The sequence below is a fragment of the Polaribacter sp. BAL334 genome (assembly GCF_015767435.1).
Classification (GTDB): Bacteria; Bacteroidota; Bacteroidia; order Flavobacteriales; family Flavobacteriaceae; genus Polaribacter.
In genome coordinates this window covers 1-19,301 of the sequence record NZ_JADWOV010000310.1, presented here as the reverse complement: position 1 = coordinate 19,301, position 19,301 = coordinate 1, and the positions used below count along the sequence as shown (strand labels likewise).

Sequence of the window (19,301 nt, the reverse complement as noted above, 5' to 3'; positions counted from 1 at the left end):
AATGTATAAAACTGCTTACTAACTTAAATCAATTACTGATTTGAAAAGAATATGAAAACTCCCCCAAACCAGCTTCCTAACACTTTCCAAGCAGTTTTTAAATCACTGCCAATACCATCATATATATGGCAAAATATAGATAATGACTTTGATTTAGTTGATGCGAATGAATTGGCGATCAGTGATTTTAGTTATAAAAAAAATGGATGCATTGGAGTCAAAGCAAGTGAATTTTACAGTAATGTTTCATCAATAATTGATGATTTACAAAAATGTATAGCAACTAAAAGTTCTTTTGAGAGAATTGTTCTCATTCCTTTTGATGACAATTCTACAGCCCAATTTTCACTTCATCAATTTACTTTTATTGATGAAAAAACAGTTTTGTTGCAAACCAAAGAAATCAATAATTCAAAGTCAACTTTTTATGACTGCCAAGAATATGATCAGTTATTAGCTTCATTTATTCAAGACAATCCTACTGAAATTGCAATGTTTGATAATAACATGTGTTTCTTGATTGTGAGCAAAAAATGGATTAGCAGCTATAAATTAGAAAACATCAACATTATAGGGAAAAACCTTTACGATATTTTTCCTGAAATGACAGACGACTGGAAACAAGTGCATCAACGTGGTTTGAAAGGCGCTACAGAAAAAAAAGATGAAGATATTTTTGTGCGATTAAATGGCGATATACAATGGGAGAAATGGGAAATTCGCCCTTGGTATAAAATTTCTGGAGAAATTGGTGGTATCATGGCTTTTACAGAGAATATTACCGAACGAAAAAGAGCTGAGGAAAAAATTAAAAAAGATGCTGAAAAGCTAAATCAAATTCTAGAAAATCTTCCTTTTGGGTTGAGTATTGAAAAATTGAATAATGAAATTACTTTTTTCAATAAAACTTTGATTGAAATGTTAGGCTATGAAGTTACTGATGTGCCAACTGAAGAAGCTTGGTTTCAAAAAGTGTATCCGAATGAAAAATATAGAAATCAAATCAGAAAAATTTGGGATGACAAAGTAGCAAAGTCGATTAAAACAAATACAAGATGTGAGCCTATAGAATCTAAAGTACAATGTAAGTACGGAAATTTTAAAATTATTGAAAGTTATTATGTAGCTATTGGTGATGAATATGTGACTTTAGTTCAAGATATTACAGATATTAAAAACAAAGAATTTCAAATAAAAGAAGTTAATGAGGTCATTATTGAGCAAAACAAGGAGCTTCTTAAAGCAAATAAACTAGTTGAAGAAAGCGAATTTAGATTGTTGCAAGCCCAAAAAGCCGCAAAAGTTGGGAATTGGCAAACAGATTTAGAAACCCTAGATGTAATTTGGTCTGAAGAAAACTTTCATACTTTTGAGTTAGACTCTGCAACTTTCAATCCTACACACGAATCTTTTATAAGCTATGTGCATCCAGAAGATAGAGAATTGGTCAATGAAGCATTTTTTAAGTCTTTTACTTCAAAAGATTTCAATACTGTTGAACACAGAATCATTACTGCTAAAGGAAATTTAAAATATGTGGAAGAACGTTGGAAAGTTAACTTCAATGAACAAGGAATTCCTATAAGTATTTTTGGAACCTGTCAAGATATTTCCGAAAGAAAATTGATTGAACTACAATTGATTGAAACAAATAAAAAAATTGAAGAAAATGAACAACGATTAAAATTGGCATTTGATGCTGCAAAAATAGGTGTTTGGGATGGTATTATAGAAGAAAGAAAAATGATTTGGGATGATAAAATGTTTGAAATGTATGGTTTAAAAAGGGCCAATAATACTGTTGATTATGATGATTGGGCAAATATATTACATCCTGATGACAGAGAAAGAGCCATGTATGAATCAACTTTGATTCTTGAAAATGATGACCCTTTTGATTCTAGTTTTAGAATTGTCAAAGAGAATGGAGAAATAGCTTACATAAAATCGGATGCGAAAATTATCAAAGACAAAAACGGAAAACCCTTTAGAATTATTGGGGTAAATAGAGATATTACTGAAAAATATCTTCGAAATAGAGAGCTTCAAGAAAAGGAGTTGAAATATAGGTCTTTGTTTGAAAATTCTGTGGATGCAATTTTACTGTATTTAGATGGTTTTTGGGTAGATTGTAATAAAAGTGCACTTAATTTATTTGGAACTACAAGAGAGCAATTTATTGGTGGGAATCCAAGTAAATATTCTCCAAAATATCAATCTGATGGAACACTTTCAGAAGAAGATATTAAAAAAAGAGTTCAAGCAGTTTATCAAGGAAAATCACAATTTTTTGAATGGGAGCATTGTAGAGAAGATGGTACCGTTTTTATTGCTGAAATAAGGCTTAATCTTCTTAAAATTGATGAAAAACCATATATCCAAGTAATTATTAGAGATATTACAGCCAATAAAATTGCGGAAAATAAATTGAAAGAATACCGTCATTTTTTTGAAAATAGTAATGACTTATTGGCTGTAACCAATGAAAAAGGGTTTTTTGAAATTGTAAATCTGAAAATGCTAAAAACATTGGGATATGCTAAAGAAGATTTATTGAAGAAAGAATATGACGAAATTATCCATGAAAGCAATGTCACTGAAGCACTAAAAAGAGCTCAAGATTTAAGAAATGGAATAGCACTTGAAAGTTTTCCTGTTCAAATTTTAAAAAAAGGAGGTGATACCATTTGGATTGAATGGAACGTTTTTATCAACAAAATATCCAAAAAATATTATTCTATTGGGCGTGACATTACCGAACGAAAAAAATACGAAGAGCAACAAGCATTGTCATCTTTGATTGTAAATTCAACCCATGATGCCATTATGGCTATTTCAAATGAAAATATCATAACTTCATGGAACAATGGTGCTGAAATAATGTTTGGTTATAAAGCGAGTGAAATTATTGGAAAACCAATTTTTCAATTAATGACCCCAAGTTTCTATGAAGAACATGGAATACTTTCCGAAAAAATTCAAAATAAAGAACTGTTAGATCATTTCGAAACTTTGCGTGTAACAAAAAGTGGCGAAGAAATTCATGTTTCATTAACGCTGTCTCCAATAGTAGATGAAAATGGCAATGTAATTGCTACATCTAAAATCATGAGAAATATTTCGTTGCAAAAAAATATTGAAAACGAAAAAGTAAAAATCATGAACGATTTAATTCAACGAAATAGAGATTTAGAACAGTTTACAAATATTGTTTCTCATAATTTAAGAGCGCCAGTTGCCAATATTATTGGTCTTAATAATTACATGCTCACAAAGGATTTGATTCCTGAAAAGAAAAAAGAATTAGATGTTGCCTTAAACAAATCAGTGTTAAACTTAGATAATGTTATCAGAGATTTGAATAATATCTTGCAGATAAGAAAATCTATAAGCGAGCAAAAAACAATTGTTAAATTCTCGGATTTGGTTGAAAAAATTTCCACATCAATTTCTAATCAAATTAATAGTGATCAAGTTCGATTTGTTTTAGATTTTAATGAAGTTAGTGAAATGATAACCATTAAAAGCTACCTTTACAGTATCTTTTATAATCTTATAACAAATAGCATAAAATACAAACAGTTTCAAGTAAATCCGGTGATTGAAATTAAAAGTGCTTTGAATGGAAAAAATATTGTTTTATTTTTTAAAGATAATGGTCTAGGTTTTGATATGAGTAAAAATCAAGAGCAAATTTTTGGACTCTATAAACGATTTCATATACATGTAGATGGAAAAGGTTTGGGATTGTTTATGGTAAAATCACAGGTAGAATCTTTGGGTGGAAAAATTTCGGTAAGTAGTGAAATTAATAAAGGAACTGAGTTTAAAATTGAATTTGAAATATAAATTACATTTCTATGAATGAGCAATTAACTTTTGTTTTGGTTGATGATGACGTTATCAATAATATGTTGAGCGAAATTTTGATTGAAGATGAATTTCCTGAAGCAAAAATGATTTCTTTTTTAGACCCAGAAGAGGCTATTGCATCATTTTCAACCTTTTTTTCACCAGAAAGCCAAAGCAAAACATTTCTTTTTTTAGACATCAATATGCCTCTAATGTCAGGTTGGGAATTTTTAGAAATCTTGGATTTGAAAGGAGTAAAAAAATATGATTCTCTTTTTATTTATATGCTTTCATCCTCAGTAAATAAAGAAGATTTGAAAAAAACGGAACTCAATAAAAACATCACTAGTTTTATAGAAAAGCCATTAAATAATGAATTTTTAAATCAACTTTCAGAAATTCATTCTCAATAATAATTAATAAAATAAGCAGCCTAAAAATCAGGATGGATATAAAAAACAGTATAAACACGGACATGCGAATTGACAAATATATCATTCTTTTTATTTTTAGTGTCATAGTCTCTGTTTCAAATGCTTTTTCGCAAAACAAAACTATTTACTCTGAAGAAATTCAAACAATTAAAAATCTTGAAAAAATATACAAACCACCCACAAATCCTATTGTTTTTGTAGGAAGTTCATCTATTAGATTGTGGAAAAATATTGAAAAAAAGTTCGATAAATACAAAGTAATCAACAAAGGATTAGGAGGAGCTCAAGTCAAAGATATTATTCATTATGCAGATCAGCTCATTTTTGATTACAATCCAAGCCAGATTGTCATGTATGTTGGCGAAAATGATTTGAAATATCCAGTATTTACCGCAGACAGCATTTTTCAAAACACCAAGAAATTAATCACCATGATTCGTGAAAAATTACCTGAGGTTCCTATTGTTTATATTTCAATAAAACCAAGTCCTGCAGGTGATTTGTATAAAGATAAAACTATAGAAACCAATAAGTTAATGAAAGAATATATTGAAAATGAAACCAATATGACTTTTGTTGATATTTATAATGACATGCTGACAAGTAATGGAGGCTATCGTCCAGAATTGTTTGCAAGTGACAAACTTCACATGAAACCCGAAGGTTATCGTATTTGGTACAAAGCGTTAAAACCTTTTTTAAAATTCTAATTACAAATAAATTTGATTTTTTTTAAAAATTAAAATTTCATGAGTCAAAATTTAAAATAAGACACTTTTTAATCTAAAAACCACTTTCAAAAGAAGTGGTTTTATTGTGTGAAAAAGTCTTCAAAAATCAACTTAATCCCCAGAATTGTTAAAATTCTTACTGTGGATTCGTTTTGAAAATTCATAAAATTCACAAACCTCATTAACAATTTTCATAATATTTTGAGTTAAAAATCGAATTTACATGATTATATTGCTAAAATATCAATTAATTTAATTTTCTAATACAGTTAAAATAAAAACGCTTCAAAGTCAGGATTTGTTTTAAGAATTCTGAAAATCAACGTACTTTTAACACCGTAAATTCATATATCAAAAATCATGATTATAGGTATTCCTAAAGAAATTAAAAACAACGAAAACAGAGTAGGAATGACTCCTGCTGGCGTTTTTGCGTTAAAGAAAAATAATCACACAGTTTATGTGCAATCAACTGCAGGTGAAGGAAGTGGTTTTTTAGATAAAGATTATGAAGAAGTTGGCGCTATTATATTGCCAACTATCGAAGAAGTCTATGCAATCAGTGATATGATTGTAAAAGTAAAAGAACCGATTGCATCTGAATATGATTTGATTAAAGAAGATCAAATTTTATTCACCTATTTTCATTTTGCATCAAGTGAGGAATTGACAAAAGCCATGATTCGCAGAAAAGCGATTTGCATTGCTTATGAAACCGTAGAAGATGAAGACGGAACTTTACCTTTGTTAACGCCAATGTCTGAAGTTGCAGGAAGAATGGCAATTCAGCAAGGAGCAAAATATCTAGAAAAACCAATCAAAGGAAGAGGAATTTTATTAGGAGGTGTTCCAGGTGTTGCCCCAGGAAAAGTTTTGATTTTAGGAGCTGGTGTAGTAGGAGTTCAAGCTGCAAAAATGGCTGCTGGTTTGGGTGCAAGTGTAACAATTATGGACATCAATATGAAACGTTTGCGTTATTTGAACGATGTTTTACCAAATAATGTAATAACTGCTTTTTCGAATGAATACAGCATTCGTCAGCATATTAAAACGCACGATTTGATTATTGGAGGAGTATTAGTAAAAGGTGGAAAAGCTCCAAAATTGATTACAAGAGACATGCTGAAAGAAATGAAACCAGGCACTGTAATTGTGGATGTTGCTGTAGATCAAGGTGGATGTTTTGAAACGACAAAACCAACAACTCATGAAGATCCTACATACATTATTGATGATGTAGTGCATTATTGTGTGGCTAACATGCCAGGTGCTGTTCCTTATACATCTACATTAGCATTGACCAATGTAACTTTGAATTATGTTGTAAAAATTGCTAATTTAGGTTGGAGAGAAGCTTGTAACAGAGATAAAACGTTGGAAAAAGGATTGAATATCATCAAAGGCGAAGTTGTATATGAAGAATTACTTCACGCTTTTGAATCCTAATTGATTTCAACTAAGATTCAAAAAGGCAAGTGATTTCACTTGCCTTTTTTTGTATTTTAAATTTAAAGAAATTACTTTAATAACCTTTTGCGAAACTTTATTTTTCTTTAGGTTTTTTATGGAATAATTTTGAAATATATTATTAAAATTGTCTATATTTTAATTGTTTTTCTCCCATTCCTTTCTCAAATCACCAGAAAGAATTCCAGTGCCATCGTGTTTCCAACCTGGAGGTTTTAGGAAATAGTTGATCCTGTTTTTAAAACTAGTATTTGTTGTAAATACATCTCTAAACAACTGAAACCATTCATTAAAAGCCACTTTTATAGGATTGTAAGTTTCGATGTTTTTAACCAAACCATACACTGGTTTTTCCACTTCAGGTTCAAAAGTGCCAAAAAGTTTGTCCCAAATGATAAAAATACCAGCATGATTTCGGTCTAAATACTGAGGATTTGTAGCATGATGCACTCTGTGATGACTGGGAGTATTGAAAATAGCCTCAAACCATTTGGGCATTTTGTGAATCAATTCTGTATGAATCCAGTATTGATATAATAAACTAATAGAAATTTGAGTCAATACCATCATGGGATGAAATCCTATTAAAATTAAGGGAATCCAAAAGATAAAAGAATAAAAACTTCCAGACCAAGTTTGTCGTAAAGCAGTACTTAAATTGTATTTCTGCGAAGAATGATGAACTACGTGACTTGCCCAAAACAATCGATTTTCATGACTTATTCTGTGAAACCAATAATAGCAAAAATCTTCGGCAAACAGAATCAAAATCCATGACCACCAAGCAAATGGAAGTGTAAAGAATCGGTATTCATAAAAAAATAGGAATACAACAAAAACCAAACTTTTCGATATCAAACCTAAGAAAACATTTCCTAAACCCATGGCAATTGAAGTTGCAGCGTCTTTAAATTCGTAGTCTTCCATTTTTACTTTTACAGTCAAAATGACTTCAATTATTACGGTCAAAATGAAAAAAGGAATCGCAAAATGGATTAAATTCGGAATTTCAGGAATTTGCATTTGTATGTCATTTATTGGTGATGCAATATAAAAAAAATTTAACCTAAAATAAGTAATTGATAATTTCTAAAAAGTTACTATATTTGCACCCTTAAAAATAAACAATAAATATTTACTTATGAATCATTACGAAACTGTTTTCATTTTGAATCCCGTTTTATCTGATACTCAGATAAAGGAAACAGTACAAAAGTTCGAGGACTATTTGGTTTCTAAAGGTGCCGAAATGATTTCAAAGGAAGATTGGGGCTTAAAAAAATTAGCGTATCCAATTCAAAAGAAAAAAAGTGGTTTTTATCACTTATTTGAGTACAAAGTAGCTGGTGAAGCAATTGCTGCATTCGAGTTAGAATTTAGAAGAGATGATAGCGTTATGCGTTATTTGACTGTTAAATTTGACAAACATGCTGCAGCTTGGGCTGAGAAAAGAAGAGAACGTGTTAAATCTGCAAAAAAATAAGCCATGGAAACTATTGAACAACAATCAAAAGGAGGCAAATCTGCTGATGTTAGATATTTAACACCTCTTGACATTGAAACCAAAAAGGAAAATAAATACTGTAGATTTAAGAAAAAAGGTATCAAATATATTGATTATAAAGATGCTGATTTCTTATTGTATTTAGTAAATGAACAAGGTAAAATTTTACCAAGACGTTTAACAGGAACCTCATTAAAATATCAACGAAAAGTGGCTCAAGCCATTAAAAGGTCGCGTCATTTAGCGTTAATGCCTTACGTTGGTGATATGCTAAAATAATAAAGAAGTAGAGATATGGAATTGATATTAAAACAAGACGTAGAAAATTTAGGATTTAAAGACGATGTTGTAATTGTTAAAAACGGTTATGGTAGAAACTTTTTAATCCCTACAGGACAAGCAGTTTTAGCTACTTCATCTGCAAAGAAAGTATTAGCAGAAAACTTAAAACAACGTGCTTATAAAGAAGCAAAATTAATTGCTGATGCAAACAAAATAGCAGAAACAATTAAAGGATATGAAATTAAAATTTCATCAAAAGCTGGAGGAGACAAATTATTTGGTTCTGTAAGCAATATTGATGTAGCTGAAGCTATCGCAAAAGCAGGAACTGAAGTGGATAAAAAATTCGTGAAAGTTACTGGTGGTACAGTGAAAAGATTAGGTAAATACGAAGCATCTATCAGATTGCATAGAAATGTAGTTGCGGAAATTACTTTCGAAGTAGTTGCTGAATAATTTTACCCAAAAAATACCTCAAAGCTCGTTAGAAATAACGAGCTTTTTTTAATTCTATACTTTATGAAATACCGTTTGTTAACCAAAGAACAATTCGAAAATTTACACCAAGAGTTTGCCCTTTTTTTAGCTTCACAAAGCATTGATGTGAATGAATGGGATGAAATTAAAGAACAAAAACCTGATGTAGCTTTAGAAGAGATGAAAGTGTTTTCGGACATTGTTTGGGAAGATGTTTTGACAAAAACAACTTATGTAGAGCACTTTTCAGAAACTTCTGCCAATTTTTTTAAATGTGAAGCTGATAAAATTCACAGAATTGCCATCAAAATTACTTGGGACATCAATTTGCTTACTCAAGAGGGTTTTGAATGGTTGATGCACAATCCGTTAGACAATTCTGTCGAAATTTTTAAAGGAAGTAAAGGCTATACTTCCGAACGAAATACAGAAATATTTGATTTGATTGAAAAAGGAAGTGTCATTTCAAATGGCGAAATATTTGAGTATTTCCAAACATTAATTTGATATTTTTAACAAAGTTTTAAATTGATTCATCTACACTTTATGGTCATTCATCGATACTTTTTGGTAAATTATGCTATTTTCTCACAAAAAATTGTGTATTTACAGTATCATTGATGTTAATTAATGTTTCAACCTATGAATAAACAACTAGATATTTTATTGATTGAAGATAATTTTCTAGAAATAATGAAAATGAAAAGAACACTTTCATTATTGGAATTAAATCATACACTTACTGAAGCGAAAGATGCTGAAATTGCGCTAGAAATTTTACAAGGAAAAAATAGGTTTCCTGATTTAATTTTGTTAGATTTAAACATGCCAAAGATAAGTGGTATTGAGTTCTTAGAAATAATAAAAAAGAGTGAGGATTTTAGACATATTCCTACTGTAATTTTAACCACTTCTGATAACAAATCAGACCTTGAAGAATGCTATAAAATAGGTGTTTCTGGGTACGTTTTAAAACCTTTGAAGTATGAAGATTACGTTAAAAAAATGGAAGCTGTTTTAACGTATTGGAGTATGAATGAATTAAAAAGATATTAAAATTGAAAGGAATTATATTCAGAGAGTTTATAGATTTGGTTGAACTCAAATTTGGTCTAGAAATGGTAGAAAAAATTATTCAACAATCTACATTGGAATCTAACGGAATATACACAGCTGTTGGAACATATCGTTTTCATGAAATGCTTCAACTAATAACTAATTTAAGCAACAATACGGGAATTTCTATTGATGATTTGTTATTGGTGTATGGTGAACACTTTTTTTATGTAATAGAAACAAGTTATGCTGGTTTATTGGCTTCTTATAATGATCCTATAGATATGTTGTCATCCATTGAAAGTCATATACATGTTGAGGTAAAAAAGATTTACCCTGATGCAGAATTGCCAACATTTTTGGTGGAAGAAAAAACAGCTAATTCACTGGTAATGATTTATAAATCTAGCAGATCTATGCATTATTTTGGACTTGGTTTGATGAATAAAACGTTTGCTCATTTTAATTCAACAGCCACTGTAGAATTAGAAAAAATAAATGATGATGGAACTGAAATAAAGTTTATCATTCATAAAAATTAATGAGCCAAGAGAACACTGATATTTTACTTCGCACCATTGAGCGTGAAAAAGCGGCTAGAAAAGTTGCAGAAAAAATATTGGAATCTAAATCTCTCGAGCTTTACCATTTATCAGAAGAACTTAAAAAATCAAACGCAAAGCTAGAAACACTTTTAGATGAAAAATCATCTCAATTAGAAGGTGTTTTTGAAAACATTGTTGATGCGTATGTAGTCATTGATCTTCAGGGAAATGTCATTAAATTTAATGATGCTGCCATTGAGCTTTTTGGGTATGACATTGATAAAGAACCTTTAAATGTTATGGATTTAGTACATAAAGACGACGCAGAATATGCGCTAATGTCTTTTGTCAAACTTCAAGAACATGGTTTTTTCAAAAATTATGAATCCCGTATTTATACGAAAAATTGTCAAGTAAAATGGGTTCACATCAATGCCAGTGTTGTTTTCGATAAAAATAAAAAACCCATTGCTGCTCAAGGAATTGTTAGAGACATTACCGATGCAAAAAATTCTGATGAAAAACTAAAGGAATCAGAAAACAGACTTTCCACATTGATTTTAAACTTAGATAGTGCCATTCTTTTAGAAGATGAAAACAGAAAAATAGTATTAACGAACCATAAGTTTTGCGAATATTTTAAAATTCCTGTTTCGCCCGAATTTTTAGTTGGACAAGATTGTTCGAATGCTGCCAATGAAAGTAAATTCATGTTTGACAATCCTGATGAGTTTGTAACTCGGATTGATACTATTTTGGCTGATAAAATGATGGTTTTAGGAGATGAAATATCAATGGTTGATGGAACAATTCTTGAAAGAGATTTTATCCCAATAAAAAATGGTAATGAGTACAAAGGTCATCTTTGGACCTACAAAAACGTGACGTTAAGTAGAAATTATCGTAAAAGTTTAGAAGCTCAAAAACAAAAATACAGCAGTATTATTGCCAATATGAATTTAGGATTGTTAGAAGTAAATAATAATGACGAAATTCTATTGGTAAATCAATCTTTTTGTGAAATGTCTGGTTTTAAGGAAGAAGAATTGATTGGGAAAAAAGGAAGTGAAGTTTTATTACTTGATACAGGTTTGGATATTATTCAAAATGAAAATGTAAAAAGACTTAAAGGAGAATCAAATTCCTATGAATTAAAAGTAAAAAATAAAGCAAAAAAAGAGAGAATTTGGTTGGTTAGTGGTGCGCCAAATTATAATTTGAATGGTGAGATCATTGGTTCTATTGGAATTCACTTAGATGTCACTGAATTTAAAGCACTTGAAAAGCAAAAAGAATTGATTTTAAATGAATTAGAAAATCGAAATGAAGAACTCAATGAATATGCGCATATTGTTTCTCATGATTTAAAATCTCCTTTGCGTAATATTGATGCGTTAGTTTCATGGATAAAAGAAGATAATAAAGATAAATTAGATACCAGAACACATCAAAATTTAGAACTCATTGAAAAGACGTTAGAAACTATGGAAAACTTAATTTCCAATATTTTAACCTATTCAAGTTCAGGCACTTTACAAAACAATGATGAATTAGTAGCATTGAATGAAGTAGTTCATAACATTATCAAAGTAATATTAATTCCTAAAAACATTTCTGTTACTGTTGTAAAGGAGCTTCCTACAGTTTTTGGAGATGCCACAAAGTTTCAACAATTATTTCAAAATCTTATCAGTAATGCTATCAAATTTACGGATAAAGAAAAAGGAATTGTTGAAATTGATTATTCAGAAAACGAAACACAGTATCAATTCTCAGTCAAAGACAATGGAATTGGTATTGAAAAAAAATATCACGAAAAGATTTTCAAGATATTTCAATCATTAACTAAAAGAGAGGATTCAACAGGTATTGGTTTGTCCATTGCCAAAAAAATAGTTGAATTGTATCAAGGAAAAATTTGGTTAGAGAGTGAAAAAGGATTAAGAACAACATTTTATTTTACCATTGCAAAAAAAATATGAAAACAGTACAACTAAGAAGAAACATTGACACTGATTGGCAATATTTGGGAGAAAATATTCCTTTAAGTAAACCACTAGTTTTGGTTTTTGGAAATAGGTATTTGCTAGAAAGTAACAAAATCTATCAAGAAATCAAAGAAATATTTAACGATGGTGAAATCGTATTTGGTTCCTCAGCTGGAGATATTTCTTCACATTCTGTTGATGATGATGGAATTACAATCACAGCCATTGAATTCGAAAAAAGTAGTTTTGCAATTAAAACGGTCAATGTAAAAGATGACAATCAGTTTGTAAATAGTTATGAAGCTGGTTATGCATTAATTCAACAATTTGACAAAGAAAACTTAAAATACGTTTTGGTAATTTCTGATGGAAGTGTCATCAATGGAAGTCAACTTGCAAATGGTATGAACAAAGTTACCAACAACGATATTTTAATCACGGGTGCTTTGTGTAGTGATGCAGCTAGGTTTGAAAAAACAATTTGTTCGTATAATGAAAATCCGAAATCAGGCGAAATTGTAGCCATTGGTCTTTATGGTGAACACTTAGAAATTTCTTTTGCTATCAATGATGGTTGGACACCTTTTGGACCTGAAAGGATTGTAACAAAATCAAAAGACAATATTTTATACGAATTAGATCACAAACCCGCACTTGATTTGTATAAAAAGTATTTGGGTGAAAAATCAAAAGAATTGCCTGCTGCAGCATTGTTATTTCCATTGAAAGTAAAATCTAGCAATGAACAAGAATCAATTGTAAGAACTATTTTGAACATCAATGAAAAGGATAATTCTATGATTTTGGCTGGTGATATTGCCGAAAATTCTACTGTGCAATTGATGATGACAAATGTAGACAGCATTATTAATGCAGCTGAAATCGCTGCTAATAAAGCAAATCATCAAAGAGAAAAATCACCAGAACTTGCCATTTTGGTAAGTTGTATTGGAAGAAAATTAGTACTTGATCAACGCGTTGAAGAAGAAGTTGATGAAGTAGTGGAAGTAGTTGGAAATAAAACAACCATATGCGGATTGTATTCCTATGGTGAAATTGCCCCTTTTAACGGAGAAAATAATTGTCAATTGCACAATCAAACAATGACAATTACCTTAATAAGCGAAAAATGAATTCACTATTAAACAGACAAATTAGAAAATATTTAACCAATGAATTAAAGACTCATCCAGATATGTTGCTATTTTTGGATGCGGTCAATAAGTCATATCATACTTTTGATGATCAATTTGTGATGCTTCAAAGAGCCACAAAAATTAGTTCAGAAGAACTTTCGCAGACAAATAAGTTACTAAAGAAAGAGTATGATGCTCAAAATAAGATTATTGGAAAATTACAAGATATTGTTGAAACCTTAAAATCATATAGTTCAAAAGGAAATAATAGTCTTGACAATTTAGATCTTGACACTACAAATCTTGTTGATTTTATAGATCATCAAGCAAAACAAATCATTAAGTTTAATAATCAAAGAGATAAAATTCTTCAAAATGTTGAGCAACAAAACCGCGAACTCAACTATTATGCTCACATGGTTTCACACGATTTGAAATCGCCTTTGCAAAGCATAAATGCCTTAACTTCTTGGATCAAAGAAGATTATAAAGATGCTATTGACAAAGATGGGATAGAAAAATTAGATTTGATTCAGGAAAACGTTGATAAATTATATCATATTGTTAACGGAATTTCTGAATATTCAAAAGTCAGTAAAGTTGAAAGTAAATTTAAAAATATAGATTTAAAAAGTGTTTTAACATCAGTCATAAAAAAGATAGAAACAACTAAAAAATATGAACTGATTCTCCCTGAAAAACTTCCTGTGATACATGGTGATTTTTATACTTTAGAGCGATTATTTACCAATATTATTGAAAATGGCATTAAATTTAATGACAAAGAAATTGCCATAATCACCTTAAATTTTGAGCTAGAAGATACGTTTTGGAAGTTTTCAATAAGCGATAATGGCAAAGGAATTGAAAGTAATTATTTTGATAAAATATTCATTGCTTTCAAAAAATTAGAGAATGATGATAAATCTTCTGGAATTGGGCTTTCAATTGTCAAAAAAATTATAGAACTTTACCAAGGTAAAATATGGTTAGAATCAACGATAAATGTTGGAACTACTTTTTATTTTACCCTTAAAAAATGATTTCAGAAGAACCAAATTTAGACTACATTGATCAATTAGCTAGAGATGATGATGCTGTAAAGCAAATGCTTATTGATGTCCTTAAAAATGAATTTCCTACAGAGCAGCAGGAATATTATGATAGCTTAGCAGAAAAAGATTTCAAAAAGCTTGCATCAAATGTTCATAGAATGAAACCGAAAATTAGTATTCTAGGTCTCGAAAAAAGTTATAAATTAGCAAACGACTATGAACACAACCTTAAAAACAATAATTTAGAAGGTTTTGAAGGTTTTGAAGAGTTATTGCAATTAATTTCATCTTTTTTGAAAACTATCTAAATTCTATGAATTGCATAATAATTGACGACGAAAAAATGGCAAGAGTTATCATTCAAACTCTTTCTAATAACTTTAACGACCTTACTGTTGTTGAAGAATTTTCGAGTGCAATTCAAGCAATCAAGTTTTTAAATGAAAATGAAGTAGATCTTATTTTTCTAGACATTCACATGCCTGATTTCAGTGGCTTAGATTTTATCAAAACTTTAAAAAATCCACCAAAAATTATTTTAACAACTTCTGATCCTCAATTTGCTATTGAAGCTTTTGAGTATGAATGTGTTATTGATTATTTGTTGAAACCAATTCAATTGCCAAGATTTGAAAAAGCGATTGTTAAGGCACAAAATTCAGGGTCAAAAAAACCAAAAATAAAAGAAGCTAAAAGCGAAAAAGAACCTTCAATTCAAAATGATTTTTATGTAAATATTGATAGACGTCTTATCAAAATAGACCTTGCAAGTATTTACCTAATTGAAGCAAAAGGGGATTATATTCATATTAAGACAGAAGATAAAAATTACGTTGTGCATTCTACCTTGAAAAAGATTGAAGACAAATTGCCATCATCACTTTTCTTAAAAGTACATCGTTCTTTTATAATTAACGTGAAAAAAATCATTGATATTGAAGATAATAGCGTTCTTATCAAAAAAGATGTAGTGCCTGTAAGCCGTTCAAATAGACCTGAACTGATGAAGCGTTTGGATTTATTATAATTTTTTTTATCGTTTTTTTATTATTTTCATTCATAGGATTCTCAATCTTTCTAAAAAATCATTTTCTTGTTTTAACTTCAAAACACAATTGTGTGTAGTATTCATATGCTTTCATCGAAATAAACAAGTTCATTCATCGATACTAAAATGTAGTACAACGAAATCTATTCAAAAAAAAAGTAAAGGCAAACTATCTTTGTAGTGTAATTAAAGTGAAAGTAGTAAATCATAAAAAAAAGTATCCCTAACGAAACACCCCTTAACACCCCTTAATACCCCTTATTTTAAATTTTTACCAAGGTAAGATTTTTGAAAAGACTGTGAAGATTTAAACATAAAAGAGCTACTTAGTAGCTCTTTTATTTTGTAGTAAAAGATCATGTAAAATTGTTGTTCCAATACTCGCTAACTCGTCAATAATTGTCAAATTACGAAACTGATTTGCAGAAATTTGTGGATTGGGATCAATAAAATAAATAGGCGTATTTGGCTGAATATAATGCACCAAACTCGCTGCAGGATACACTTGCATAGAGGTGCCAATAATCACCAAGATGGCTGCTTTATCTGTAATTTCAATTGCTTTTTCTAGCATAGGTACTTCTTCTCCAAACCATACTATATGTGGTCTCAACTGACTATTTTGTTGGCAAACATCTCCTAAATTGAGATCGTTTTTCCATGATATGATATTTGTTGGATTTTTAGTACTTCGCACTTTTAAAAGTTCTCCATGCAAATGCACTACATTTTTACTGCCTGCGCGTTCGTGCAAATCATCAACGTTTTGAGTAATAATTGCTACCTCAAAATGATTTTCTAATTCCACCAAATTATAGTGTGCTTTGTTAGGAGAAACTTCTAACAACTGTCTTCTTCGTTGATTGTAAAAATCCAAAACCAATGCAGGATTTTTCGCAAAACCTTCAGGCGTTGCCACTTCCATCACATCATGACCTTCCCACAAACCATCAGCATCTCTAAAAGTTTTGATGCCACTTTCTGCTGAAATTCCTGCGCCTGTAAGAACCACTAATTTTTGCTTCATCGCTTTTGAAAAACTTTGTATTGGTTATGAAAACTTGAAAGTTAAAAATACGGTTTACTCTATAATTACCTTTTCAATAGTTGCCGTAGAATCGCATCTAGAAATATACAAACTGATGTATTTCAGACTCTCTTTGCCAGTCACATAGTACTCAGCACACGGTTTTTGTCTTGGTTTTCCTTTTTTAAAATCCACGTCTGCGTTTCTTAAAATCTTAGAGATTACTGTAGTGTCCAATTGTTTATTTTGAAGTGTTTGCAAGGCTTCATTTGAATACAATCGCTTTTTAATACGAATGGTTTTCAGTGTTCTTGCGTCCATTCCATAATCAAAAGAAGCGTTTTTATGTTTCCAAATATAGGAAACAGCAATGGCTCCAATGGAAACTCCTATCAAATAATATCCAATTCTTTTCAGTAACATTGTATGAATTTATGCTGCAAAAATACCTTTTTTAACCAAGAAATAGACTTACATAAGCAATAAATTAATGTCTCTGTAAGGCAAATCAAACCAATCTGCAACTGTTTTATTGGTTAAAATACCATGATAAAAATACATGCCGTTTCGCAAACTTCTATCAAATCGAGCCGAATTTTCAAATCCTCCTTCTTCGGCAATGTTTAGCAAATAGGGAGTAAAAATATTACTGATGGATACAGAAGCTGTTCGTGCATATCTGGCAGGAATATTGGGGACACAATAATGAATTACTCCGTGTTTTACAAAGGTTGGTGTATTGTGTGTAGTAACGTTTGAAGTTTCAAAACAGCCACCTCTATCAATACTTACATCCACAATCACAGCACCTTCTTTCATGGTTTTGATCATGTCTTCTGTAGCGCAAATGGGCGATCTGTTTTTTCCTCTGATGGCTCCAATAGCCACATCACAACGCATCAACGCTTTGGCTACCGATTTTGGTTGCACTGTAGATGTATAAATAGGTGCATGTAAACAATCTTGCAATTTGCGAAGTTTGCTGATGGAATTGTCAAATACTTTCACTCTAGCACCCAAGCCAATAGCCGTTTTTGCTGCGTATTCGCCAACAGTGCCTGCACCAAAAATCACCACACTTGATGGTGGCACGCCTCCAATATTTCCTAGCAGCAATCCATTTCCTTTGTTAATGCCACTCATCAATTCGGCCGCAATCAAAATAGATGCAGTTCCTGCAATTTCGCTCAATGATTTTACTATGGGATAAGAATTGTGCTCGTCTTTGATAAAATCAAATGCCACAGCTGTGATTCTTTTTTTTGCCAAATTCTCAAAATAGGCTTTGGATTGTGTTTTCAGTTGAAGCGATGAAATCAAGATGGTTTGAGGATTGATGTAGCCAATTTCTTTTTCAGTAGGTGGCGCCACTTTCAATACAATGTTACATTTAAAGGCTTCTTCTACATTATCAGAAATTTTGGCTCCTGCTTCTGAATATTCTTTGTCAGAATAACTTGCATGCAAACCTGCGCCTGTTTCTACCACAATTCGATGACCATGCGCACACAAGGCAGAAACAGCATCTGGAGTCAAACAAACACGTTTTTCTCCCAAATAGGTTTCTTTGGGCAAGCCTATAAAAAGCTCTCCTTTGCGTTTTTGTATTTCAAGCATTTCTTCTTGGGGTAGCAAATCTTCTTTACTGAAAGGAGAAAAAGAACTCATAGTTTATTAGTTTAGTTGAATAGTGCGTTTGTCATCATCATTCAATGAAAGATGAATTTCAACAGCATCTAAAGGTAGTAAATTTTTGATATTTTGTGGCCATTCTATCAAACACCAATTGCCATTGTAAAAGTAATCGTCAATTCCGATGTCTAAAGCCTCAGTTTCATCGGTAATTCTATAAAAATCAAAGTGATATATGGATTCATTTTCAGCAGTTTGATATTCATTGACCAATGAAAAAGTAGGAGAGGAGATGTTGTCTAATACTCCAAGTTGCAAGCAAATTTCTTTAATCAGCGTAGTTTTTCCAACACCCATTTCACCATAAAAAAGAAGAGTTTTATTGTTCACAATGGCAATAATTTCTTTCGCAATTGAGGGCAAATCCTGTAAAGTATAGCTCGTTTTCATGAGGCTAAAAATAACAAAGAATTTGAAGTTAACGTTTAAAAATGTTTGAAAATTGTTATCTAAACCATGCTCTAGCTGAAACAACAATTATCATTGTGAATTCAATTGTTTTTTGTGTGGTAAAACGAAACATAATATGTATCGAAAACAATCAAACCCTTTTTTTGTTTCCTAAAGCAAGTTCACGAATGCTTTTCGCAATATTTTTTTAAAAAGAATAAGACACTAATTACACGAATTAGCACAAATTAATTTTCTATTAAATTTCACGAATGCTTTGCGCAATATTTTTTGAAAAGGATAAGACACTAATTGCACGAATTTCTCGAATAAAGTGAATGCGAATTTCACAAATGCTTTTTACTAAAACAATATTTTACATTAACATGGATATCAAAAAAAAGACCGTCAATTCTGACAGTCTTTTTTTATTAGATATTCAATACTTTATTTATCTAAAAATAATTTTAGTAGTACCATACGTTGCTTCGCTGCTTGATACTTTTAATAGATAAATACCCGATTTCACTTTAAAGTCAAAGGCTAATTCATTTTTACCTATTGTTAATTGAGCCTTAGATTTATGGATTGTTTTTCCTGTAACATCCGTTAAAGTT

Annotated in this window: 21 protein-coding genes; 15 read left to right on the top strand and 6 right to left on the bottom strand. The window is 30.6% G+C overall.

Annotation, left to right across the window (positions count from 1 at the left end; all coding sequences use genetic code 11):
- Positions 1-51: 51 nt before the first annotated feature.
- From IU405_RS11690 to ald, 4 genes are all read left to right on the top strand, one after another.
- Entirely contained in the window at positions 52-3,849 is a 3,798-nt protein-coding gene (locus tag IU405_RS11690) for a PAS domain S-box protein (protein WP_197438794.1), read from the top strand.
- Positions 3,850-3,860: 11 nt separating this feature from the next.
- Positions 3,861-4,265, top strand: coding sequence for a two-component system response regulator (locus IU405_RS11685; RefSeq protein WP_197438793.1), 405 nt, complete (start codon positions 3,861-3,863; stop codon positions 4,263-4,265).
- A 32-nt stretch (positions 4,266-4,297) separates the two neighbouring features.
- A complete protein-coding gene (locus IU405_RS11680; RefSeq protein WP_197438792.1) occupies positions 4,298-4,996 on the top strand; it encodes a GDSL-type esterase/lipase family protein in 699 nt (232 codons plus the stop codon).
- Between the two features lie 381 nt (positions 4,997-5,377).
- A complete protein-coding gene (ald, locus tag IU405_RS11675; protein ID WP_197438791.1) occupies positions 5,378-6,463 on the top strand; it encodes an alanine dehydrogenase in 1,086 nt (361 codons plus the stop codon).
- Between the two features lie 159 nt (positions 6,464-6,622).
- Here the strand turns inward: ald and IU405_RS11670 are convergent, their stop codons facing one another.
- The gene (locus IU405_RS11670) at positions 6,623-7,507 is read right to left on the bottom strand and encodes a sterol desaturase family protein (protein WP_197438790.1); all 885 of its coding nucleotides are present in this window, start codon (positions 7,505-7,507) and stop codon (positions 6,623-6,625) included.
- A gap of 118 nt (positions 7,508-7,625) precedes the next feature.
- Here IU405_RS11670 and rpsF point away from each other — a divergent pair, with 118 nt between their 5' ends.
- From rpsF to IU405_RS11615, 11 genes are all read left to right on the top strand, one after another.
- A complete protein-coding gene (rpsF, locus tag IU405_RS11665; RefSeq protein ID WP_197438789.1) occupies positions 7,626-7,967 on the top strand; it encodes a 30S ribosomal protein S6 in 342 nt (113 codons plus the stop codon).
- Positions 7,968-7,970: 3 nt separating this feature from the next.
- On the top strand, positions 7,971-8,267 hold the full coding sequence (gene rpsR / locus IU405_RS11660; RefSeq protein WP_105045688.1) for a 30S ribosomal protein S18: 297 nt from the start codon (positions 7,971-7,973) through the stop codon (positions 8,265-8,267).
- A 15-nt stretch (positions 8,268-8,282) separates the two neighbouring features.
- A complete protein-coding gene (gene rplI / locus IU405_RS11655) occupies positions 8,283-8,726 on the top strand; it encodes a 50S ribosomal protein L9 (protein ID WP_197438788.1) in 444 nt (147 codons plus the stop codon).
- A 63-nt stretch (positions 8,727-8,789) separates the two neighbouring features.
- Complete coding sequence (locus tag IU405_RS11650; protein WP_197438787.1) at positions 8,790-9,254, top strand: DUF6495 family protein; 465 nt, start codon at positions 8,790-8,792, stop codon at positions 9,252-9,254.
- Between the two features lie 135 nt (positions 9,255-9,389).
- Positions 9,390-9,803: a response regulator gene (locus IU405_RS11645; protein ID WP_197438786.1), complete on the top strand. Its 414-nt coding sequence runs from the start codon at positions 9,390-9,392 to the stop codon at positions 9,801-9,803.
- 2 nt (positions 9,804-9,805) lie between these two features.
- A complete protein-coding gene (locus IU405_RS11640; RefSeq protein ID WP_197438785.1) occupies positions 9,806-10,345 on the top strand; it encodes a heme NO-binding domain-containing protein in 540 nt (179 codons plus the stop codon).
- The gene (locus IU405_RS11635; RefSeq protein ID WP_197438784.1) at positions 10,345-12,330 is read left to right on the top strand and encodes a PAS domain S-box protein; all 1,986 of its coding nucleotides are present in this window, start codon (positions 10,345-10,347) and stop codon (positions 12,328-12,330) included. The genes IU405_RS11640 and IU405_RS11635 overlap by 1 nt, the downstream gene beginning before the upstream one ends.
- A complete protein-coding gene (locus tag IU405_RS11630; RefSeq protein WP_197438783.1) occupies positions 12,327-13,469 on the top strand; it encodes an FIST signal transduction protein in 1,143 nt (380 codons plus the stop codon). Before IU405_RS11635 ends, IU405_RS11630 begins: the two co-directional genes overlap by 4 nt.
- Positions 13,466-14,515 carry a sensor histidine kinase gene (locus IU405_RS11625; RefSeq protein ID WP_197438782.1) on the top strand — a complete coding sequence of 350 codons (1,050 nt, stop codon included), beginning with the start codon at positions 13,466-13,468 and terminating at the stop codon, positions 14,513-14,515. Before IU405_RS11630 ends, IU405_RS11625 begins: the two co-directional genes overlap by 4 nt.
- Positions 14,512-14,835: an Hpt domain-containing protein gene (locus IU405_RS11620; protein ID WP_197438781.1), complete on the top strand. Its 324-nt coding sequence runs from the start codon at positions 14,512-14,514 to the stop codon at positions 14,833-14,835. Before IU405_RS11625 ends, IU405_RS11620 begins: the two co-directional genes overlap by 4 nt.
- A 5-nt stretch (positions 14,836-14,840) precedes the next feature.
- Positions 14,841-15,554 carry a LytR/AlgR family response regulator transcription factor gene (locus tag IU405_RS11615; RefSeq protein WP_197438780.1) on the top strand — a complete coding sequence of 238 codons (714 nt, stop codon included), beginning with the start codon at positions 14,841-14,843 and terminating at the stop codon, positions 15,552-15,554.
- A 343-nt stretch (positions 15,555-15,897) separates the two neighbouring features.
- Here IU405_RS11615 and IU405_RS11610 read toward each other — a convergent pair whose 3' ends face one another.
- From IU405_RS11610 to IU405_RS15930, 5 genes are all read right to left on the bottom strand, one after another.
- Positions 15,898-16,602, bottom strand: coding sequence for an SIR2 family NAD-dependent protein deacylase (locus tag IU405_RS11610; protein ID WP_197438779.1), 705 nt, complete (start codon positions 16,600-16,602; stop codon positions 15,898-15,900).
- Positions 16,603-16,656: 54 nt separating this feature from the next.
- On the bottom strand, positions 16,657-17,025 hold the full coding sequence (locus tag IU405_RS11605) for a DUF4258 domain-containing protein (protein WP_197438778.1): 369 nt from the start codon (positions 17,023-17,025) through the stop codon (positions 16,657-16,659).
- Between the two features lie 48 nt (positions 17,026-17,073).
- Positions 17,074-18,270, bottom strand: a complete 1,197-nt coding sequence (locus IU405_RS11600) for an alanine dehydrogenase (protein WP_197438777.1) — start codon at positions 18,268-18,270, stop codon at positions 17,074-17,076.
- Between the two features lie 6 nt (positions 18,271-18,276).
- On the bottom strand, positions 18,277-18,684 hold the full coding sequence (gene tsaE / locus IU405_RS11595) for a tRNA (adenosine(37)-N6)-threonylcarbamoyltransferase complex ATPase subunit type 1 TsaE (protein ID WP_197438776.1): 408 nt from the start codon (positions 18,682-18,684) through the stop codon (positions 18,277-18,279).
- A gap of 451 nt (positions 18,685-19,135) precedes the next feature.
- Positions 19,136-19,301, bottom strand: a 166-nt coding sequence (locus tag IU405_RS15930) for a T9SS type A sorting domain-containing protein (RefSeq protein WP_197437778.1), incomplete at its 5' end; no start/stop codon positions are given.

What these genes read in the sequence shown, in the direction of transcription:
- IU405_RS11690 (WP_197438794.1), top strand. Translation starts at nt 52, where the DNA reads ATGAAAACTCCCCCAAACCAGCTTCCTAACACTTTCCAAGCAGTTTTT.
- IU405_RS11685 (WP_197438793.1), top strand. Translation starts at nt 3,861, where the DNA reads ATGAATGAGCAATTAACTTTTGTTTTGGTTGATGATGACGTTATCAAT.
- IU405_RS11680 (WP_197438792.1), top strand. Translation starts at nt 4,298, where the DNA reads ATGGATATAAAAAACAGTATAAACACGGACATGCGAATTGACAAATAT.
- ald (WP_197438791.1), top strand. Translation starts at nt 5,378, where the DNA reads ATGATTATAGGTATTCCTAAAGAAATTAAAAACAACGAAAACAGAGTA.
- IU405_RS11670 (WP_197438790.1), bottom strand. Translation starts at nt 7,507, where the DNA reads ATGCAAATTCCTGAAATTCCGAATTTAATCCATTTTGCGATTCCTTTT.
- rpsF (WP_197438789.1), top strand. Translation starts at nt 7,626, where the DNA reads ATGAATCATTACGAAACTGTTTTCATTTTGAATCCCGTTTTATCTGAT.
- rpsR (WP_105045688.1), top strand. Translation starts at nt 7,971, where the DNA reads ATGGAAACTATTGAACAACAATCAAAAGGAGGCAAATCTGCTGATGTT.
- rplI (WP_197438788.1), top strand. Translation starts at nt 8,283, where the DNA reads ATGGAATTGATATTAAAACAAGACGTAGAAAATTTAGGATTTAAAGAC.
- IU405_RS11650 (WP_197438787.1), top strand. Translation starts at nt 8,790, where the DNA reads ATGAAATACCGTTTGTTAACCAAAGAACAATTCGAAAATTTACACCAA.
- IU405_RS11645 (WP_197438786.1), top strand. Translation starts at nt 9,390, where the DNA reads ATGAATAAACAACTAGATATTTTATTGATTGAAGATAATTTTCTAGAA.
- IU405_RS11635 (WP_197438784.1), top strand. Translation starts at nt 10,345, where the DNA reads ATGAGCCAAGAGAACACTGATATTTTACTTCGCACCATTGAGCGTGAA.
- IU405_RS11630 (WP_197438783.1), top strand. Translation starts at nt 12,327, where the DNA reads ATGAAAACAGTACAACTAAGAAGAAACATTGACACTGATTGGCAATAT.
- IU405_RS11625 (WP_197438782.1), top strand. Translation starts at nt 13,466, where the DNA reads ATGAATTCACTATTAAACAGACAAATTAGAAAATATTTAACCAATGAA.
- IU405_RS11620 (WP_197438781.1), top strand. Translation starts at nt 14,512, where the DNA reads ATGATTTCAGAAGAACCAAATTTAGACTACATTGATCAATTAGCTAGA.
- IU405_RS11615 (WP_197438780.1), top strand. Translation starts at nt 14,841, where the DNA reads ATGAATTGCATAATAATTGACGACGAAAAAATGGCAAGAGTTATCATT.
- IU405_RS11610 (WP_197438779.1), bottom strand. Translation starts at nt 16,602, where the DNA reads ATGAAGCAAAAATTAGTGGTTCTTACAGGCGCAGGAATTTCAGCAGAA.
- IU405_RS11605 (WP_197438778.1), bottom strand. Translation starts at nt 17,025, where the DNA reads ATGTTACTGAAAAGAATTGGATATTATTTGATAGGAGTTTCCATTGGA.
- IU405_RS11600 (WP_197438777.1), bottom strand. Translation starts at nt 18,270, where the DNA reads ATGAGTTCTTTTTCTCCTTTCAGTAAAGAAGATTTGCTACCCCAAGAA.
- tsaE (WP_197438776.1), bottom strand. Translation starts at nt 18,684, where the DNA reads ATGAAAACGAGCTATACTTTACAGGATTTGCCCTCAATTGCGAAAGAA.